At 43.9% G+C, this 15,078-nt stretch carries 13 protein-coding genes; 5 read left to right on the top strand and 8 right to left on the bottom strand.

Annotated features, from left to right (window positions below; all coding sequences use genetic code 11):
- Nucleotides 1–6: 6 nt before the first annotated feature.
- Nucleotides 7–645, top strand: coding sequence for a sugar transferase (locus R7035_RS00690; RefSeq protein ID WP_005377654.1), 639 nt, complete (start codon nucleotides 7–9; stop codon nucleotides 643–645).
- A gap of 19 nt (nucleotides 646–664) precedes the next feature.
- Here R7035_RS00690 and R7035_RS00695 read toward each other — a convergent pair whose 3' ends face one another.
- The 5 genes from R7035_RS00695 to hrpA form a co-directional block, all read right to left on the bottom strand.
- The gene (locus tag R7035_RS00695) at nucleotides 665–1,054 is read right to left on the bottom strand and encodes an ATP-binding protein (protein WP_005377656.1); all 390 of its coding nucleotides are present in this window, start codon (nucleotides 1,052–1,054) and stop codon (nucleotides 665–667) included.
- 126 nt (nucleotides 1,055–1,180) lie between these two features.
- The gene (locus R7035_RS00700; protein WP_005377659.1) at nucleotides 1,181–2,761 is read right to left on the bottom strand and encodes a BCCT family transporter; all 1,581 of its coding nucleotides are present in this window, start codon (nucleotides 2,759–2,761) and stop codon (nucleotides 1,181–1,183) included.
- Nucleotides 2,762–3,123: 362 nt separating this feature from the next.
- A complete protein-coding gene (locus R7035_RS00705) occupies nucleotides 3,124–3,639 on the bottom strand; it encodes an outer membrane beta-barrel protein (protein ID WP_005377661.1) in 516 nt (171 codons plus the stop codon).
- A gap of 199 nt (nucleotides 3,640–3,838) precedes the next feature.
- Complete coding sequence (locus tag R7035_RS00710; protein ID WP_021033871.1) at nucleotides 3,839–4,318, bottom strand: outer membrane beta-barrel protein; 480 nt, start codon at nucleotides 4,316–4,318, stop codon at nucleotides 3,839–3,841.
- Between the two features lie 182 nt (nucleotides 4,319–4,500).
- On the bottom strand, nucleotides 4,501–8,487 hold the full coding sequence (gene hrpA, locus R7035_RS00715; protein WP_017634938.1) for an ATP-dependent RNA helicase HrpA: 3,987 nt from the start codon (nucleotides 8,485–8,487) through the stop codon (nucleotides 4,501–4,503).
- A 185-nt stretch (nucleotides 8,488–8,672) separates the two neighbouring features.
- Between hrpA and R7035_RS00720 the strand changes: the two genes are divergently transcribed.
- Nucleotides 8,673–9,257 carry an FMN-dependent NADH-azoreductase gene (locus tag R7035_RS00720; protein WP_017634939.1) on the top strand — a complete coding sequence of 195 codons (585 nt, stop codon included), beginning with the start codon at nucleotides 8,673–8,675 and terminating at the stop codon, nucleotides 9,255–9,257.
- A gap of 94 nt (nucleotides 9,258–9,351) precedes the next feature.
- Here the strand turns inward: R7035_RS00720 and R7035_RS00725 are convergent, their stop codons facing one another.
- Together R7035_RS00725 and R7035_RS00730 are read right to left on the bottom strand one after the other, a co-directional pair.
- The gene (locus R7035_RS00725) at nucleotides 9,352–9,738 is read right to left on the bottom strand and encodes a hypothetical protein (RefSeq protein ID WP_017634940.1); all 387 of its coding nucleotides are present in this window, start codon (nucleotides 9,736–9,738) and stop codon (nucleotides 9,352–9,354) included.
- Nucleotides 9,739–9,803: 65 nt separating this feature from the next.
- On the bottom strand, nucleotides 9,804–11,108 hold the full coding sequence (locus tag R7035_RS00730; protein ID WP_171342973.1) for a MipA/OmpV family protein: 1,305 nt from the start codon (nucleotides 11,106–11,108) through the stop codon (nucleotides 9,804–9,806).
- Nucleotides 11,109–11,343: 235 nt separating this feature from the next.
- Here R7035_RS00730 and R7035_RS00735 point away from each other — a divergent pair, with 235 nt between their 5' ends.
- The 3 genes from R7035_RS00735 to R7035_RS00745 all read left to right on the top strand — a co-directional run bounded on the left by R7035_RS00735 (nucleotide 11,344) and on the right by R7035_RS00745 (nucleotide 14,274).
- Entirely contained in the window at nucleotides 11,344–11,694 is a 351-nt protein-coding gene (locus R7035_RS00735; RefSeq protein ID WP_017634942.1) for a hypothetical protein, read from the top strand.
- Nucleotides 11,695–11,703: 9 nt separating this feature from the next.
- On the top strand, nucleotides 11,704–13,644 hold the full coding sequence (locus R7035_RS00740) for an alkaline phosphatase D family protein (RefSeq protein WP_170897095.1): 1,941 nt from the start codon (nucleotides 11,704–11,706) through the stop codon (nucleotides 13,642–13,644).
- Nucleotides 13,645–13,833: 189 nt separating this feature from the next.
- The gene (locus R7035_RS00745) at nucleotides 13,834–14,274 is read left to right on the top strand and encodes a TerB family tellurite resistance protein (protein WP_017820644.1); all 441 of its coding nucleotides are present in this window, start codon (nucleotides 13,834–13,836) and stop codon (nucleotides 14,272–14,274) included.
- A 241-nt stretch (nucleotides 14,275–14,515) separates the two neighbouring features.
- On the opposite strand, the gene R7035_RS00750 is transcribed toward R7035_RS00745, so the two are convergent.
- Nucleotides 14,516–15,046, bottom strand: a complete 531-nt coding sequence (locus R7035_RS00750; protein ID WP_005377684.1) for a 3'-5' exonuclease — start codon at nucleotides 15,044–15,046, stop codon at nucleotides 14,516–14,518.
- Nucleotides 15,047–15,078: the final 32 nt, after the last annotated feature.

The following is a 15,078-nucleotide window of genomic DNA, read 5'->3' on the forward strand; positions in this document are numbered from 1 at the left end:
AGCATCATGAAAAACTCACGCTACGATTCAAATGTATGCCACGCAAAAAGAACGTTTGATGTACTGGTTGCAATGCTTATTTTGGTCGTCACTGCACCACTATTCCCATTTATCGCGCTAGCGATCAAAACCACATCGAAAGGCCCTGTGATTTATCGCCAATTGCGAGTAGGACGCTGCACACCAGAAAAAATGGATCTTTTTCAAATCATGAAGTTTCGCACCATGTATATTGATGCAGAGCAACGCTCTGGCGCAGTATGGGCAACTGAAAATGATCCCCGCATCACGCCAGTAGGACGCTTTTTACGCAAAACGCGTTTAGATGAACTACCTCAACTGTTTAATGTGTTGAGAGGTGAAATGTCGATGATTGGGCCGCGCCCAGAACGCCCAGCTTTCTACCAGAAATTGGAAGATGAAATCCCCTATTTTGTAGAGCGCACATATGGCGTGTTACCAGGTATCACAGGCTTAGCTCAGGTTAACCAAGGCTATGATGCATGCATTGAAGATGTAAGACGCAAAGTTGGGTTTGACCACAGTTACGCACTAAGCTTAGGTTCGTTTTACTCTTGGATTTCAATGGACCTTTCAATCATGAGCAAAACATTCGTTGTGATGATTGACGGACGAGGTCAATAACTTCCGGTTCTGGTAACGGTCATTCTTGCCACTGGCGTCGCATCTTTTCTATCGTCGCTGGTGGTACATCATGAATGCTTTGATACGCTCCGTGGCACACTTTAATTTCCACCTCGATGCGCTTCTTCATGCAGTAGTCCATGTAACGCTTCATCTCCCAATGTCGAACAAACGTATTGCTCACAATCACGACTCTCCCTTTGTTCAACCACTTTCTAGTTTGCTGAAAACACCACTCATGCGCTTGAGGTAATTGAACTGGTTCAAAGTGATAATCACCTTCATCATTTTCAAAATACATGTCAGCTTCAAAATGCTTAGCACCAAGCTCTATCGCTAGTTGTTTTGCTAAGGTTGTTTTACCTGAACCCGGAAGTCCACGAATAAGAATGAGTTTAGCCAGTGACATAATGCAGTTTAATGAGGTGGGAATAAGCCTAAACTGTAACGAAATTATTGGAAAAGAAAAGTAGAAATAAAAAATGCCGAGCACATTAGGCTCGGCATTTAAACTCAATCATGGATCGTGTTGTATTTATTTGTAAGCTGGCAGTTCTGTTCTTAACCCTTTCACCAAACTTACGCACATCAACAGCAGAACAAAAGTAAACGGTAATCCTGTTGCAACAACACCTGATTGCAATGCTTGCAGGGCTTCTTTACCACCAACCCAAAGCATTACGGCTGCAATTGCACCTTCAATACACGCCCAGAAAATGCGTTGCGGTACTGGTGCATCAATCTTACCACCGGCGGTAATACTATCGATAACCAGTGAGCCAGAGTCTGACGATGTAATAAAGAATACCAGAATCAGCACGATAGAAAGCATTGAAATCACTGAGCTATACGGAAGCGCATCGTAAACATGGAACAGAGTCAATGAAATATCAGTTAGGCCATTTGCACCTAGCTCACCAACTTTATTCACCACTTGGTCAAGCGCGATACCACCAAACACAGACATCCAAATCAAAGTAACAACTGTAGGAATAACGATGACTGCGAATAAGAATTCTCGAACCGTACGACCTTTAGACACACGCGCGATAAACATACCAACAAACGGTGACCAAGATACCCACCAAGCCCAGTAGAATACCGTCCAGCCGTGCATCCAAGTTTCATCTTCACGACCGTGAGGGTTACTCAATGGAATAATATTTTCAATGTAAGCCATTGTTGTGTCGCGTAGCGAGCTCCACGCCGTATCAAACGTGATGAAGGTAATGAAAATAAGCAGCGCAAACGCAACCACCATATTGACGTTACTCAGTAGCTTAACACCACCATCAATACCACGAATCACTGATAGCACCGCGATAAAGGTAACGAAGGTGATCACAATCATTTGTGTACCAATGCCGCCTTCTAGACCAAAGACATGATTAATACCACTGGTCGCCTGCTGAGCACCCAGACCTAGCGACGTTGCAAGACCAAATAGCGTCGACAAAACGGCAAGGATATCAATAACGTGACCTAACCAGCCCCATGCACGGTCACCAAAAATTGGATAGAACGCCGCGCGCAATGAAAGTGGTAAACCTTTGTTAAAGGCAAAAAACGCTAATGCTAGTGCAACGAGTGCGTAAATACTCCAACCATGTACACCCCAGTGGAACATAGTGGCACCCATCGCGAGGGATTTTGCTTCTTCGGTGTATGGTACTGCGTTAAGTGGCATTCCCCACCAATCAGTGAAATACGCGGTCGGCTCAGCCACACTCCAGAACAGAAGACCAATACCCATACCCGCGGCGAAAAGCATCGACAACCAAGAAACGGTTGAGTGATCCGGCGTTGCTTCTTTGCCTCCTAAGCGGATTTTACCTAGCGGAGAAAAAAGAAGAGCAACGGCGAACAATAAGAAGAAGTTTGTCGACCACATAAAGAACGCATCAAACTGTTCGATAATTCCGTTTTTTAGACCGTTTAATACGTCTCGAGCAGTGGTTGGCTCAACAAGAAGAAGTGAAATCAGACAGAAAACAACGAGCCCCGCACTAATGCCAAAAACCGGGTTATGTATATCGAATCCCCACTTTTGAACGTTATCCTGTCCAACCTGATAATCGGTTGTATCAATACTATATTTTTTAAATGCATTATCCATAAATACAAATTTAACGTGAATTTGAAACGCCCCTCAGGTGAGAAGAACTCCAATACCGCCCTCCATTAATTTGAACTCTAAAGTTTTAAAGCGGGACGAATTTTAGCAGCAATCACATATTTTTGCAAAAAGTCGTGATTTATTGCATTTTAAGCTCAATTCAAGACAGATGAAGGGGAAATAATATCAACACAAAAATTATGAGGTCTAACGATTGATTTTGTCGTAGGTTGTAGACTAGAAAAGACACAAGAAATACTTAAGTTCATAGCCAGTCACTGCGCAAATAGAGAAGACCTGCGCTGATTTGGTTTCACAATTAACGACGAAACCAAATCAGCAAACCTTTCATCCAGCGAGCGTTATAAGAAATGGAAGGTGATGTTCCCTGTTACGCTGCTAACGGTATCGCTATCGCCTTCAATATCCACGCCAAACGCTTGATAACTCGCGCCCACAGACACATTGTCAAGCAAGAAGTATTCGGCACCAACACCATACATGTAAGAGACGCCATCATCTTTGTCTAAGTTTCTCAGTCCGCCGTCATAATCAACATTGAATGCATTGATGCCGCCTTTTGCGTAAACGTGTAACGGGCCGAAGTCGATACTAGGTTTCGCCGCTAAATAGAATGAATCAAAATCAGCACTACCCCTGCTGCCACTCAAAGATAAATCCACTTTGCCGTGGTTAAAGTAGCCTGCTTCAATGCCAATGAACGGCAAAATACCAGTACCGACATGAATACCGTAGGTTGTATCATTTTCGCTGTCGATATCGGACTGACCAATTTGGCCACCAGCGTAAATCCAAGAGTCAGCCATTGCTGACGTTGAGCACAACGTTAGAGCGAATAACGAGAGTGTTTTTTTCATACTATCCCTTCCTGATCGATTCCCAAGCGAAACATTACGCAAATATGCGCATTTAATCGCCACTATATATTGGAAAGCATAGGCATTTTAAGACTCTAAAAGTGAATAATTTATGTTCAACTTTTGTTTTGTGACTTCCAGACAAAAAAACACCGGCATAAAGCCGGTGTGTTTCATATGGTGTTAGAAAGCTTGACGCTTATAGGAAATGTAGTGTTGCGTTAACAGAGAACGTGCTGATATCGTCTTTACCAGCAGTGTAGTTCATGTAGCTAGCACCAACAGACATTGGGCCAAAAATGAAGTACTCAGCACCCACACCGTACATTAGGTCCAAATCGTCATCGTCTTTGCCGCCTTTCACTTTTTTGTCCCACTGATGGAAACCACCTTTTGCGTACACGTGTAGCGGACCGAAGTCGATACTTGGCTTAAGTGCTGCGTAGTAAGAAGTTAGCTTAGTGTCTTGACCATTTACGTTAAATTCACCGTGTTGTGTTACACCAGCTTCAACACCAATGATAGGTAGAATGCCTGTACCAACGTGAACAGAGTATGATGTGTCTGTCTCACCTTTGTAGTCAGACTGACCTACTGTTGCACCACCGTAAATCCAAGAATCCGCCATTGCCGCAGAAGATGCGCCAAGTAGCGCGACTGCTAATAGAGTTTTTTTCATCATCTACCTTTACTCTTTATTATTCCCACGTCTGCATAACTCAGTCGTTGGTACTACAAATAAAGGGAGGCGAACTATTGCCTCCCAGAACTAAAAAATAATGCTTATTGAGTTACTAGCAATTAGTGTACCAGCAACTTCTTAAGCGATAATTACAAATCTGACACTATTTTACTGGTTGATTAGCAAGCATCAATCGCGTTTTTGACTCGTTTATCAGAAACAGGATAAGGAGTGCCTAATTGTTGAGCAAAGTAACTCACGCGAAGTTCTTCAATCATCCAACGCACTTCTTTTACATTTTCAGGAATGGCCACACCTTTCGGGATCTTGTTCAGCAACTCTTTATAGTCTTGAGTCACAGATTCAATCTTCAGCATATGTAAACGATCTTTGTTTGGATCGATTGGCAACTTCTCCATACGGCGCTCTATCGCGCGCATGTAGCGAAGAATATCCGGCAAGCGCTTCCAGCCACATTCCGTTGCAAAGCCTTTGAAGATCAAGCCTTCAATTTGTGCTTTGATATCGGACAGAGCAAACGCCATTGTGAAGTCGATCTTGCCTTTTAGCTTCTTATTGATGCTAAACGCCGTGGTCAGAATAGTCTCAACCTGTTGAGCAATCTCTACAACGGTGTCACCCAATTCAGCACGAACGTGTTCTTTCAACGCTTCGAACTTCTCTGGCTCCCAAACTAAACCACCCTGCTCTTCAATAAGCTTATCGACACCACAGGCAATGCAGTCATCTATCAGATCAAGCACTTTGCCGTATGGATTAAAGTACAGACCCAGCTTCGATTTGTTCGGTAAGTTGGCGTGCAAATATTTAATTGGCGACGGTACGTTCAATAAAATTAGGCGACGCTGACCAGCACGCATTGCCGTTATCTGCTCGTACTCCGTTTCGTAGAGTTTGATCTCAACGCTGTCTTTAGTATCAACAAGCGCCGGATACGCTTTTACATCGTAGCCGCCACGTTTTTGTTGATACACTTTCGGCAGTTCGCCAAAGCTCCACGTATGCAGGCCTTGTTGTTCGATATCGTCATCCGCGACTTTGGAAAGCGTTTCTTGAACTTTGTCTTTCAAGCTTTCTTTCAGTTCATGAAGATCTTTGTTTTCCTTCAGCTTGCGATTTCGATGATCAACCGCGCGGAACGTGACTTTCAAGTGCTCAGGCACTTGTTCTAAGTTCCAATCTTCACGCAGCACTTCTACGCCCGTCATACGGCGCAGTTCTTTTTCTAGCGAGTCCAGCAGCGGCGCTTCCATTGGTGTTACGCGTGCTAAAAACGCATCCGCATAGTTCGGTGCCGGCACAAAGTTCTTACGAATTGTCTTCGGCAGAGACTTAATCAAGCTCACCACAAGCTCATGGCGTAACCCCGGGATCTGCCAGTCAAAACCTGCTGGTTCGACTTGGTTTAAAATCGGCAATGGCAAGTGTACGGTTACACCGTCACTATCATCACCCGGTTCAAACTGGTAACTCAACTTGAGCTTCAAACCATTCTGATGCCAGAAGTTCGGGTAATCCAAATCGGTTACATGACTAGCATCGCCCTTGAATAGCATCTCTTTTTCAAAGTTCAGCAGTTCCGGATTTTCTTTCGATGCCTTTTTCCACCATGTATCGAAATGCTTACCAGACACCACTTCGGTACCAACGCGTTGGTCATAAAAATCAAACAGCTCATCATCATCCACCAAGATGTCACGACGACGAGATTTGTGTTCAAGCTCTTCTACTTCTTGCAAAAGCTTACGATTTTGCTTGAAAAACGCGTGTTTGGTTTCCCACTCACCTTCAACCAATGCACTACGAATGAAGATTTCGCGGCTAACGGTAGGATCGATACTGCCGTAGTTCACCAAACGTTTCGGTACGATTGGCACGCCGTAAAGCATGACTTTTTCGTGCGCCATCACCGCCGCACGTTTCTTCGACCAATGCGGTTCGCTGTAACTGCGCTTGATAAGGTGCTTGGCTAATGGCTCGATCCACTCCGGTTGAATCTTGGCGATGATACGCCCCCAAAGTTTCGAGGTTTCCACCAGCTCAGCCGACATGATCCACTTAGGTTGCTTCTTAAACAGCCCCGATGCCGGGAAGATATGAAAACGAGCGTTACGCGCGCCTTGGTATTCATTCTTCTCTTGGTCTTTCATACCAATGTGCGACAACAAACCAACCAGAATCGCACTGTGTACGCCATGGTAAGACGCAGGCTCATCGTTAAGTTTGAATTCCATTTCACGCATAGATTGATGAATCTGGAAGTACACATCTTGCCACTCACGTACGCGCAAGTAGTTCAAGTAATCTTGCTTACATTGTTTGCGGAATTGGTTACCCGTCAACGCTTTCTGCTGCTTCTGGATGTAATCCCACAAGTTCACAAATGTCAGGAAATCCGACTCTTCATGGAAGAAGCGACGATGTTTATCGTCTGAAGATTGTTGTTTGTCGGAAGGACGCTCGCGTGGATCTTGAATCGACAAGGCAGCTGCGATGATCATCACTTCTTTAAGCGCACCATATTTTGGCGCTTCCAATACCATACGCGCCAAGCGCGGATCGATTGGCAAACGCGCTAATTGGCGACCAATGGAAGTCAGGCGCTTTTTCGGGTCTTTTACCTCAGAGTTAATCGCACCAAGCTCTTCCAGCAAACGCACGCCGTCTTGGATGTTACGTTTATCCGGTGCTTCCACAAACGGAAACGCTTGAATATCACCCAAACCAAGTGCCGTCATTTGCAAGATAACCGACGCTAGATTGGTACGTAGGATTTCAGGATCAGTAAACTCTGGGCGTGACTCAAAATCTTCCTCTGAGTACAGACGAATACAAATACCCTCTTCCACACGACCACAACGACCTTTTCGCTGGTTCGCACTCGCCTGAGAAACTGGCTCAATTGGAAGACGCTGAACCTTAGTACGGTAACTGTATCGACTGATACGCGCCGTACCCGGGTCGATAACGTACTTAATGCCCGGAACAGTTAGCGAGGTTTCTGCCACGTTGGTTGCCAGTACAATTCGGCGACCAGTATGAGGTTGGAAAATCTTATTCTGCTCACCTGCCGACAAACGCGCGTAAAGCGGCACAATTTCCGTGCTCTTCAGATTACGTTTGGACAATGCATCTGCGGTATCACGGATTTCACGTTCACCGTTCATGAAAATCAGGATGTCACCTAAACCTTCATCGCACAGTTCGTCTACCGCTTCGAAGATGCCTTCAAGCTGGTCACGATCATTGTCGTCATCACCGCTTAGTGGGCGGTAACGTGTTTCTACTGGGTAAGTACGACCCGATACTTCAATGATTGGTGCATTGTTGAAGTGTTTTGAGAAGCGTTCTGGGTCGATGGTTGCCGACGTGATGATCACTTTCAAATCAGGACGACGTGGCAGCAACTCTTTCAAGTAACCCAAGATGAAATCGATGTTAAGGCTGCGCTCGTGCGCTTCATCGATAATGATGGTGTCGTATTGATTCAAGAAACGGTCATGCTGAATTTCAGCCAACAAGATACCGTCCGTCATCAATTTGATTTGGGTATTTTCAGAGATCTGATCGTTGAATCGAACCTTGTAACCAACAAACTCACCAAGCTTGGTTTCCATCTCTTCGGCAATACGGTTAGCAACCGAACGCGCTGCAAGACGACGAGGCTGAGTATGACCAATCAGGCCAAATTTACCGCGACCAAGCTCAGCACAGATTTTTGGTAGCTGAGTGGTTTTACCAGAACCGGTTTCACCCGCGACGATAACCACTTGGTTTTCTTCGATCGCTTTCGCAATATCGTCGCGTTTTTGGCTTACAGGCAGGATTTCTGGGTATTCAATCGTTGGTTTGTAGTTGCTGCGCTGCTCTGCAACCATCATGGATTTTGCGATGTCTAATGCGATTTCGTCGAACACAGCATTACGCGCTGCGTCCTTCTTAATTTTGCTTGCACCAGAAATACGTTTACTCAAGCGGAAACGGTCGCGCATCATGCACTGATTCAGCGCTTTACGCAGAGATGCCGCGCTATTCACTTGAGCCTGAGGTGTTTGAGCTTGTTTCGCTGTCGCTTTTTGCGCACCATTTGACGGTGTCGCTTGCTCTTCAGCTAGATTCTTTTTTGGGGGCTGTGACGAAGTCAAAGCGTTTCCTATTCTTTTCATTACAAAAACTGCGCGGATTGTATCACACAAGATCTGTAACAAGATAACCGAAAGCTCATTCAATTTTTTCGAACATGTTCAGCGAATCGCTAGGCTTTTGAACTCACTTACGTTGCTTATAATGGCTCCCATAGTCGAAAGCACTTATTTAAGGAATAACCATTATGTCTCGTGTACTAGCTCTAAAATCAAGCATCCTTGGCGATTACTCTCAATCAAACAAATTGGTTGAAGACTTCATCAAAAATGTAGACCAAGACAAGCTTACTGTTCGTGATTTGGCTGCAAACCCGCTACCTGTTTTGGACTTCGCCGTTGCGACTGCACTGCGCGCTACGGAAGATCTTTCACAAGAACAGCAAGCGGTGGTCGACTTGTCTGACACCCTTATTGAAGAAGTAAAGGCCGCAGACACTTTGGTTATTGCCGCTCCAATGTACAACTTTACCATCCCGACTCAGCTTAAAAACTGGATTGATTTGATTGCTCGTGCAGGCGTGACATTCAAATACACAGAAAACGGCGTTCAAGGTTTGATTGAAGGTAAAAAGGCGATTGTAGTAACGACTCGTGGTGGTATTCATAAAGATTCACCAACTGACAACGTTACGCCATACCTACGCACTGTGCTGGGTTTTGTAGGAATCACTGATGTGGAATTTGTTTACGCCGAAGCGCTAAACATGGGTGAAGATGCGGCTGAAAAAGGCATTTCAGAAGCGCAAAGCCAACTTGCAACAATGGCGTAAGTTAGAATAAACCAGAATACAAAAGGGATTGGTTCGCGCCAATCCCTTTTTGGATCCTGATGCCTTGATCGTATTTATAGGGTCTCTTACATCGTCAAAAACGATTCACTTTCTCCAAGTTGCGTATTGCATCGAGGTAGACTTTTTCTAAAGACCGCTCAGCTTCGCTTATCATATTCTCGATCATCGCATTAAACGCGACATCGCTACGGATTTCTATATTGTTTCCCGCCTTAACGTCAAGAGAGTTGACGTACAACACCAACCATTCATCTCCCTCCAAATGCCCTTCTCCGTGAATGGCAAAAAAGCGTTTAGCAAATTCATAGTTAGTACAATTTATCGCTTCAATTTGAATATTGAATGAGGAGTCGATACTCATGGTGCTCATGCCATCCGATTCATCAGATGCATCACAAACAGCCTTAACTCTGGCACGATATACGAAATTTCTCGTTGAAAGCAGCATAGTATTATTCATCTTTACTCATAATGGGCGATAAATAAGTCAGTTGCAAATCCGACCTATATGCATCTCGTGATGCGCTAAAACTCGAACTGGAAATAAATAGTATTGTAGTTGCTCCCACCTTTAATTCGCCCAAACTGGGAAGCGCTTTCAAAAATCGCCGAGCGGTGATGCAATGAATAGCCCACCCACATATTGTTCCAGCTCTTTTGGTTGAAGAGATCGCCTACATTGACATCAAACGAGAAATCTAGGTAGTTGAGCAACTTGCTTGGTGTATAACCCTTGTCTTCCATTTCTGTGCCTTCAATATAGGTAATGCTATCAATGTATGACACACCTTCCGCTACACCAAATCGCCAAGTCGTAGGCCAATTAACCGTATAATAAGCCTTAATCGCCATGACGTATTCTGTGCTCGCAGACTGAACACTGGACGACCAGTGATGAACCAACCCTGGCGTTAAATAAATATCAAGAGGAAAACCAAACAGCTCATCCGTTAATGGATGCCCATAAAACAATGAAGTAAGTTGATTGTCGTATGGGTCTTTTTCTCTCTCAAAGCTAAATATTTCACCGATGTTCGAAGGCGTCGCCCAACCATGCGCAATACGTAGATATGCTTTATTGCTCAGTGTCGGTTTCGGAACTTTGCTTTTATCGTTGAAAAAGCCAAAACCGACAAACACTTCTCCCTGATATCGATCTTCTACAAGCTGACTGTTGTAGGCGTTATCATCTAAGCGAGTAACACTCGTCTCACCCAATAAATACAAATTTGAAGTTACATGGTAACGAGCTTTAATACCAAGATTGGTGTCAAGTCCAGCTCCAATTCTCTCGCCAGTAATATCCTTAAAGGAATAGTATTCACTATTGAAATCAGCGTCTTTGTATCGAATCGTAATCGATGGCTCTAATTCCCAATCCCCAAATACATAATTGGCAGCAAGGCGGTAATTAGAGTGAAACTGGAGTTCGTCGTCCGTCATCAACTCTACTTCTGCGCGCCAATTGTCGTTAATGCTATAACGCACTTGCCCACCGAAATCGACTCTGTCCCCTTCATTAGCATTTTGTAGCGACATGGGAATATCGACAAATCTCAATCGCATGAGTGCGCTCGCACGCCAGTCAGAATCACTCTCGTTATACAAAAAAGCGCCACCTTCAATGCCATTGATATACACATGTTCGTTTTCAAAGAACATCATTGGTACAAATGTACTCACCGTAGAGTCATTATCGGCGGTATAAAACGGAATCGATGCTGTACGATACATCGCAGCAATCCCCCACATTTGTTCTTCTGCACCATGCGCAGAAGAAACTGCCGCAGCCAAAGGTAAAGCGAGTGTTGTTAGAATTAATCTCTTCATGAGTTCGAAAAATGTTGGTTGAGAAGCAGGCAAACATCAATGATTTGCCATTAAAAGCTTATGTTCTGCTGATGATAGCCGTTACAATGGCAAATGTTGTCATCCTCGTGACAGTTTGAGTCCCAAGATCATATTAATATTGCACGACTAGGTGAGCTTGTTTGCGAATATTTTACCATCACAACAAGCGCTTAAACTCTAGCTTAGTTCTAAATCAAACATAATGAAGTAAAAAGTGAAAGCATCAGAACTCATCTCTACCTTGAATCATTTACCTGCAGACACAGACCCAGACATTGTGATGGGAGAAGCATGGCTGCCAGAGAGGTTGATAGGGACTCAACTCGATGGTGACATGTTGTTTTTGCACTTTGATAATGCACCAGAAGATGGTCAAGGTGACGAAGAAGGGCGTGGCTTCGTCGAACACGAAATCGACCTAATTAGAACTCGGCTTCAGCAAATTTTGGATGAAGACAGTAATAACGCGTCAAAAGCCGATGCGATGCTTGGTTTGTTCCTTATGGGACATGAACTTAGTAGCTCGCAAGTTATCGAAATATTAGAAGAAGAAGCTGACACATAAGGAGCCGTTTTGCCAGCATTGATGAACACGACTGAAATTTCTTCACTTCCTCTTGTCGTTGCAGGTCCGATCCTACGTAAAGTGACCGCAACTGAAATCAATATTTGGCTAGTCACCACCCAACGCTTGGAGGGTATGGTGCAAATTACGGATGAAAATGCCTCCATCCTTTATCAAGCCCCTTTAAGTGAACAAAAAGAACAGCTTCAAATCGGCCTCAATGCGTGGTGTTGCTTACTTAAATTAGAAGGCGAGTTTCCAACCCATCAAGCGTTACGCTATCAAATAAAAACGCAATATGGATTAGTGACGGAACTGCTCCCTCACCTGACTTATGAGCGAGATAATACGCCAAACTTGGGTATTGAGTTCCTCGTTAGTGAAAAAGCGGATTATCTCCTACATGGCTCTTGCCGTAATCCCCATCACTTCAGTGATGATACATTGGTCGCTGCGGATCATAAAATCGCGTCTCAATCCATTGAAGAGAGACCGGATATGCTCATCATGAGTGGTGATCAAATCTATGCAGACCATGTTGCAGGCCCCACTCTCGATGCCATTGAGCAAGTCATAGCTTTATTGGGTTTGCCAGGCGAAGAATTCGATCAAGCTCCGATAAAAAATACCAATGAGCTCTACCAACACCCTGCTTGCTATTATGGTCGAGATAAATTGTTGCCTCATTATGTGAGTGATGACAGTTTACTAAGTAAGTTTTTTCCACACCGAGGGACACCAATATTCAGCGCCAAAGAGTGTGAGAATCACCTAATAAGCTTTGCTGAGTGCTTTGCAATGTACTTATTGGTTTGGTCTCCGACCTTGTGGAAGCTTGTTCGAACGGATCGTTTATTAGAAAACGAATTTACTGTCGGCGGAGAAGTTCTTGAACCCAAATGGCAGCAGCAATGGCGCGAAGAAAAAAAACAAATTGATAAATTCGTCGCAGGTCTGGACAAGGTTCAACGCTTACTCGCTCACATTCCAACCTATATGATTTTTGATGATCACGATGTCACCGACGATTGGAATCTCACCATAGGCTGGGAACAAGCCGCATACAGCAACACGTTTGCAAAACGCATTATCGGTAATAGCTTGATTGCTTACTGGCTTTGCCAAGGTTGGGGAAATGCGCCAGAAAAATTCAATGATGAATTTATGAGCCTCGCTCAACGCTTTATCGATGAGCGAACCTCGCAAACCCAAGATGCATTTATTCAATATTTGTATCGCTTTGAGAATTGGCACTACACCATTCCTACGACACCAAAAGTTGTCGTGCTAGATACACGAACCAGACGCTGGCGTTCTGAGTCTAAAATGAACAAACCTTCTGGCTTAATGGACTGGGAAGCGATGATTGAGTTCCATCAGGAGCTCGTGCATCAAGACAAGGTTGTTATTGTTTCTGCCGCGCCAATGTTTGGTGTGAAATTTATCGAAGCACTACAACGTGTGGTGACCATACTTGGTAAACCATTGATGGTTGATGCTGAAAACTGGATGGCTCACCCCGGAAGTGCGAATACTCTTATTAGTATTTTCACACACACAAAGACACCAACTAACTTTGTTATTCTCTCTGGCGACGTGCACTACTCTTTTGCATACGATATTAAGCTCCGCTATCGAAAAAACAGTCCGAATATCTATCAAATCACCTGTAGTGGAATTAAAAATCAGTTCCCTACACAACTGCTCAATATTTGTGATGGCCTAGATAGACTGCTATACAGCCCTCGCTCACCTTTAAACTGGTTCACAAAACGTAAACGACTCAAGATTTACAAACGCGCACCAAGTACGCACAACTTTTATCGCTTGGTTAACCATAGTGCCATTGGTGAGCTACGCCTTGATGATGAAGGCAAACCAAGTCAAATTAGTATTCTGACGAGTGATGGTGACGAAGTTCATTTTCCACCGACACGTGCTGAAAGCTGAGTATCAATCCCCAAATGACTTGCCCTTTGTAAGAGGCAAGTCACCTTGAACTAACTCAGGAGTTTAGGTTTTTTGGGGAGAAAGTGGCCGTTCTTAAATGTCAACGGCGTGCTAAATTTGGTATCGCACCTTGAGATCTTCCGTATTTATTACCATGTTAACCAAATAAACAATAGCTCGGTGTTCATTATGTTTAATTCTCTCACATCATTATTTAAACAACTCATTGATGGCTCTGATTTAAGCCAAACCAACACACTTTCCCCTAACATGGCTATCGCGTGTTTGCTTTGTGAAGTTTCTGGCGCAGACCATAGTGTCGATGATAGAGAACAAGAAACAAAGCGCTCTTTATTGATGAAACTGCTTTCGTTAAATGAAGAAGAATCAAATACTTTGTTAGAGCAAGCGCAACAGAAAATAAAAGATTCCGCTTCGCTGTACGACTTTACCTCTCAACTAAGAGAACTGACTCAAGAAACTCGTTACAACTTAATCAAAAGCATGTGGGAAGTCGCTTACGCAGACGGCGAAATTGACCCGCTAGAAGACGCGGTGATCCGTAAAACAGCAGAGCTACTCTATGTTGATCACAGCGAGTTCATTCGAGCGAAGTTACAGTCTCAGTAAAGTGACGAGATGAGTATATAAGTCGCTGGCTAACTCTAAGCTACCCCTAGAATGACAACAGATATCGCTTCTGTAGCCATAAAAAAACGCGCACTCTGCGCGTTTTTCAATAAGCCAACGACATTGTTATTAAAATACTGGTCAAGGTATGTGTTTAGCTCTTTCCACACTAAACAGACTGCATGACAAAACAACAATGGTTGGATGATTATTTAATTACAAGCTAGCTAGGTTCGAATAACTAAAACATGGTCAAAGCAAGCTTAGCTAAGTTATATGCATCTACATAGCCAGAGTGTTGACGCCCTTCCCAGTCTATTCCTTTTGCTTCTTGAGCGGCTCGATGGCCTATACGTTTATCTTTAAGACGATTTTGAATACGGTAGAGTGTCGCTAAGTTGATGAACTCTGTGAACGGTGCTTCAATACCTTTTTGCTTACACTCTTCTAGAAGAATGAGGTCATCTCGCCCCCAAGATGCAAAGATTTTGTTGCGACCACCGAAGTTCTTAACCATGGATTTAAGCACTTCTTCTAGTGGGCGTCCTTGTTTTTCAATCTTACGTGGTGTGATGCCCGTTAACTCAGCGCAAAATAGAGAGACTTCATCGTGTTCTGGTTTCACGTAGTATTGAGCACGCTTGACTATCTCACCTTTAGACAAATCTATTTCAGCTAACCCCACTTCGATAATTTCACCCGTGCTGCCGACGCCATTTTCGTTCCAGCAACACATTTCTAAATCGAAGCATACAATACGGTTATGGTTCATAGTTTGCCTTGGTTCCTAACATAAAAATTTAA

The sequence above is a fragment of the Vibrio sp. 1731 genome, assembly GCF_033339955.1.
In the GTDB taxonomy this organism is placed as follows: domain Bacteria; phylum Pseudomonadota; class Gammaproteobacteria; order Enterobacterales; family Vibrionaceae; genus Vibrio; species Vibrio alginolyticus.

What these genes read in the sequence shown, in the direction of transcription:
- R7035_RS00695 (WP_005377656.1), bottom strand. Translation starts at nt 1,054, where the DNA reads ATGTCACTGGCTAAACTCATTCTTATTCGTGGACTTCCGGGTTCAGGT.
- R7035_RS00720 (WP_017634939.1), top strand. Translation starts at nt 8,673, where the DNA reads ATGTCTCGTGTACTAGCTCTAAAATCAAGCATCCTTGGCGATTACTCT.
- R7035_RS00690 (WP_005377654.1), top strand. Translation starts at nt 7, where the DNA reads ATGAAAAACTCACGCTACGATTCAAATGTATGCCACGCAAAAAGAACG.
- R7035_RS00745 (WP_017820644.1), top strand. Translation starts at nt 13,834, where the DNA reads ATGTTTAATTCTCTCACATCATTATTTAAACAACTCATTGATGGCTCT.
- R7035_RS00750 (WP_005377684.1), bottom strand. Translation starts at nt 15,046, where the DNA reads ATGAACCATAACCGTATTGTATGCTTCGATTTAGAAATGTGTTGCTGG.
- R7035_RS00705 (WP_005377661.1), bottom strand. Translation starts at nt 3,639, where the DNA reads ATGAAAAAAACACTCTCGTTATTCGCTCTAACGTTGTGCTCAACGTCA.
- R7035_RS00725 (WP_017634940.1), bottom strand. Translation starts at nt 9,738, where the DNA reads ATGAATAATACTATGCTGCTTTCAACGAGAAATTTCGTATATCGTGCC.
- R7035_RS00700 (WP_005377659.1), bottom strand. Translation starts at nt 2,761, where the DNA reads ATGGATAATGCATTTAAAAAATATAGTATTGATACAACCGATTATCAG.
- R7035_RS00710 (WP_021033871.1), bottom strand. Translation starts at nt 4,318, where the DNA reads ATGAAAAAAACTCTATTAGCAGTCGCGCTACTTGGCGCATCTTCTGCG.
- R7035_RS00730 (WP_171342973.1), bottom strand. Translation starts at nt 11,108, where the DNA reads ATGAAGAGATTAATTCTAACAACACTCGCTTTACCTTTGGCTGCGGCA.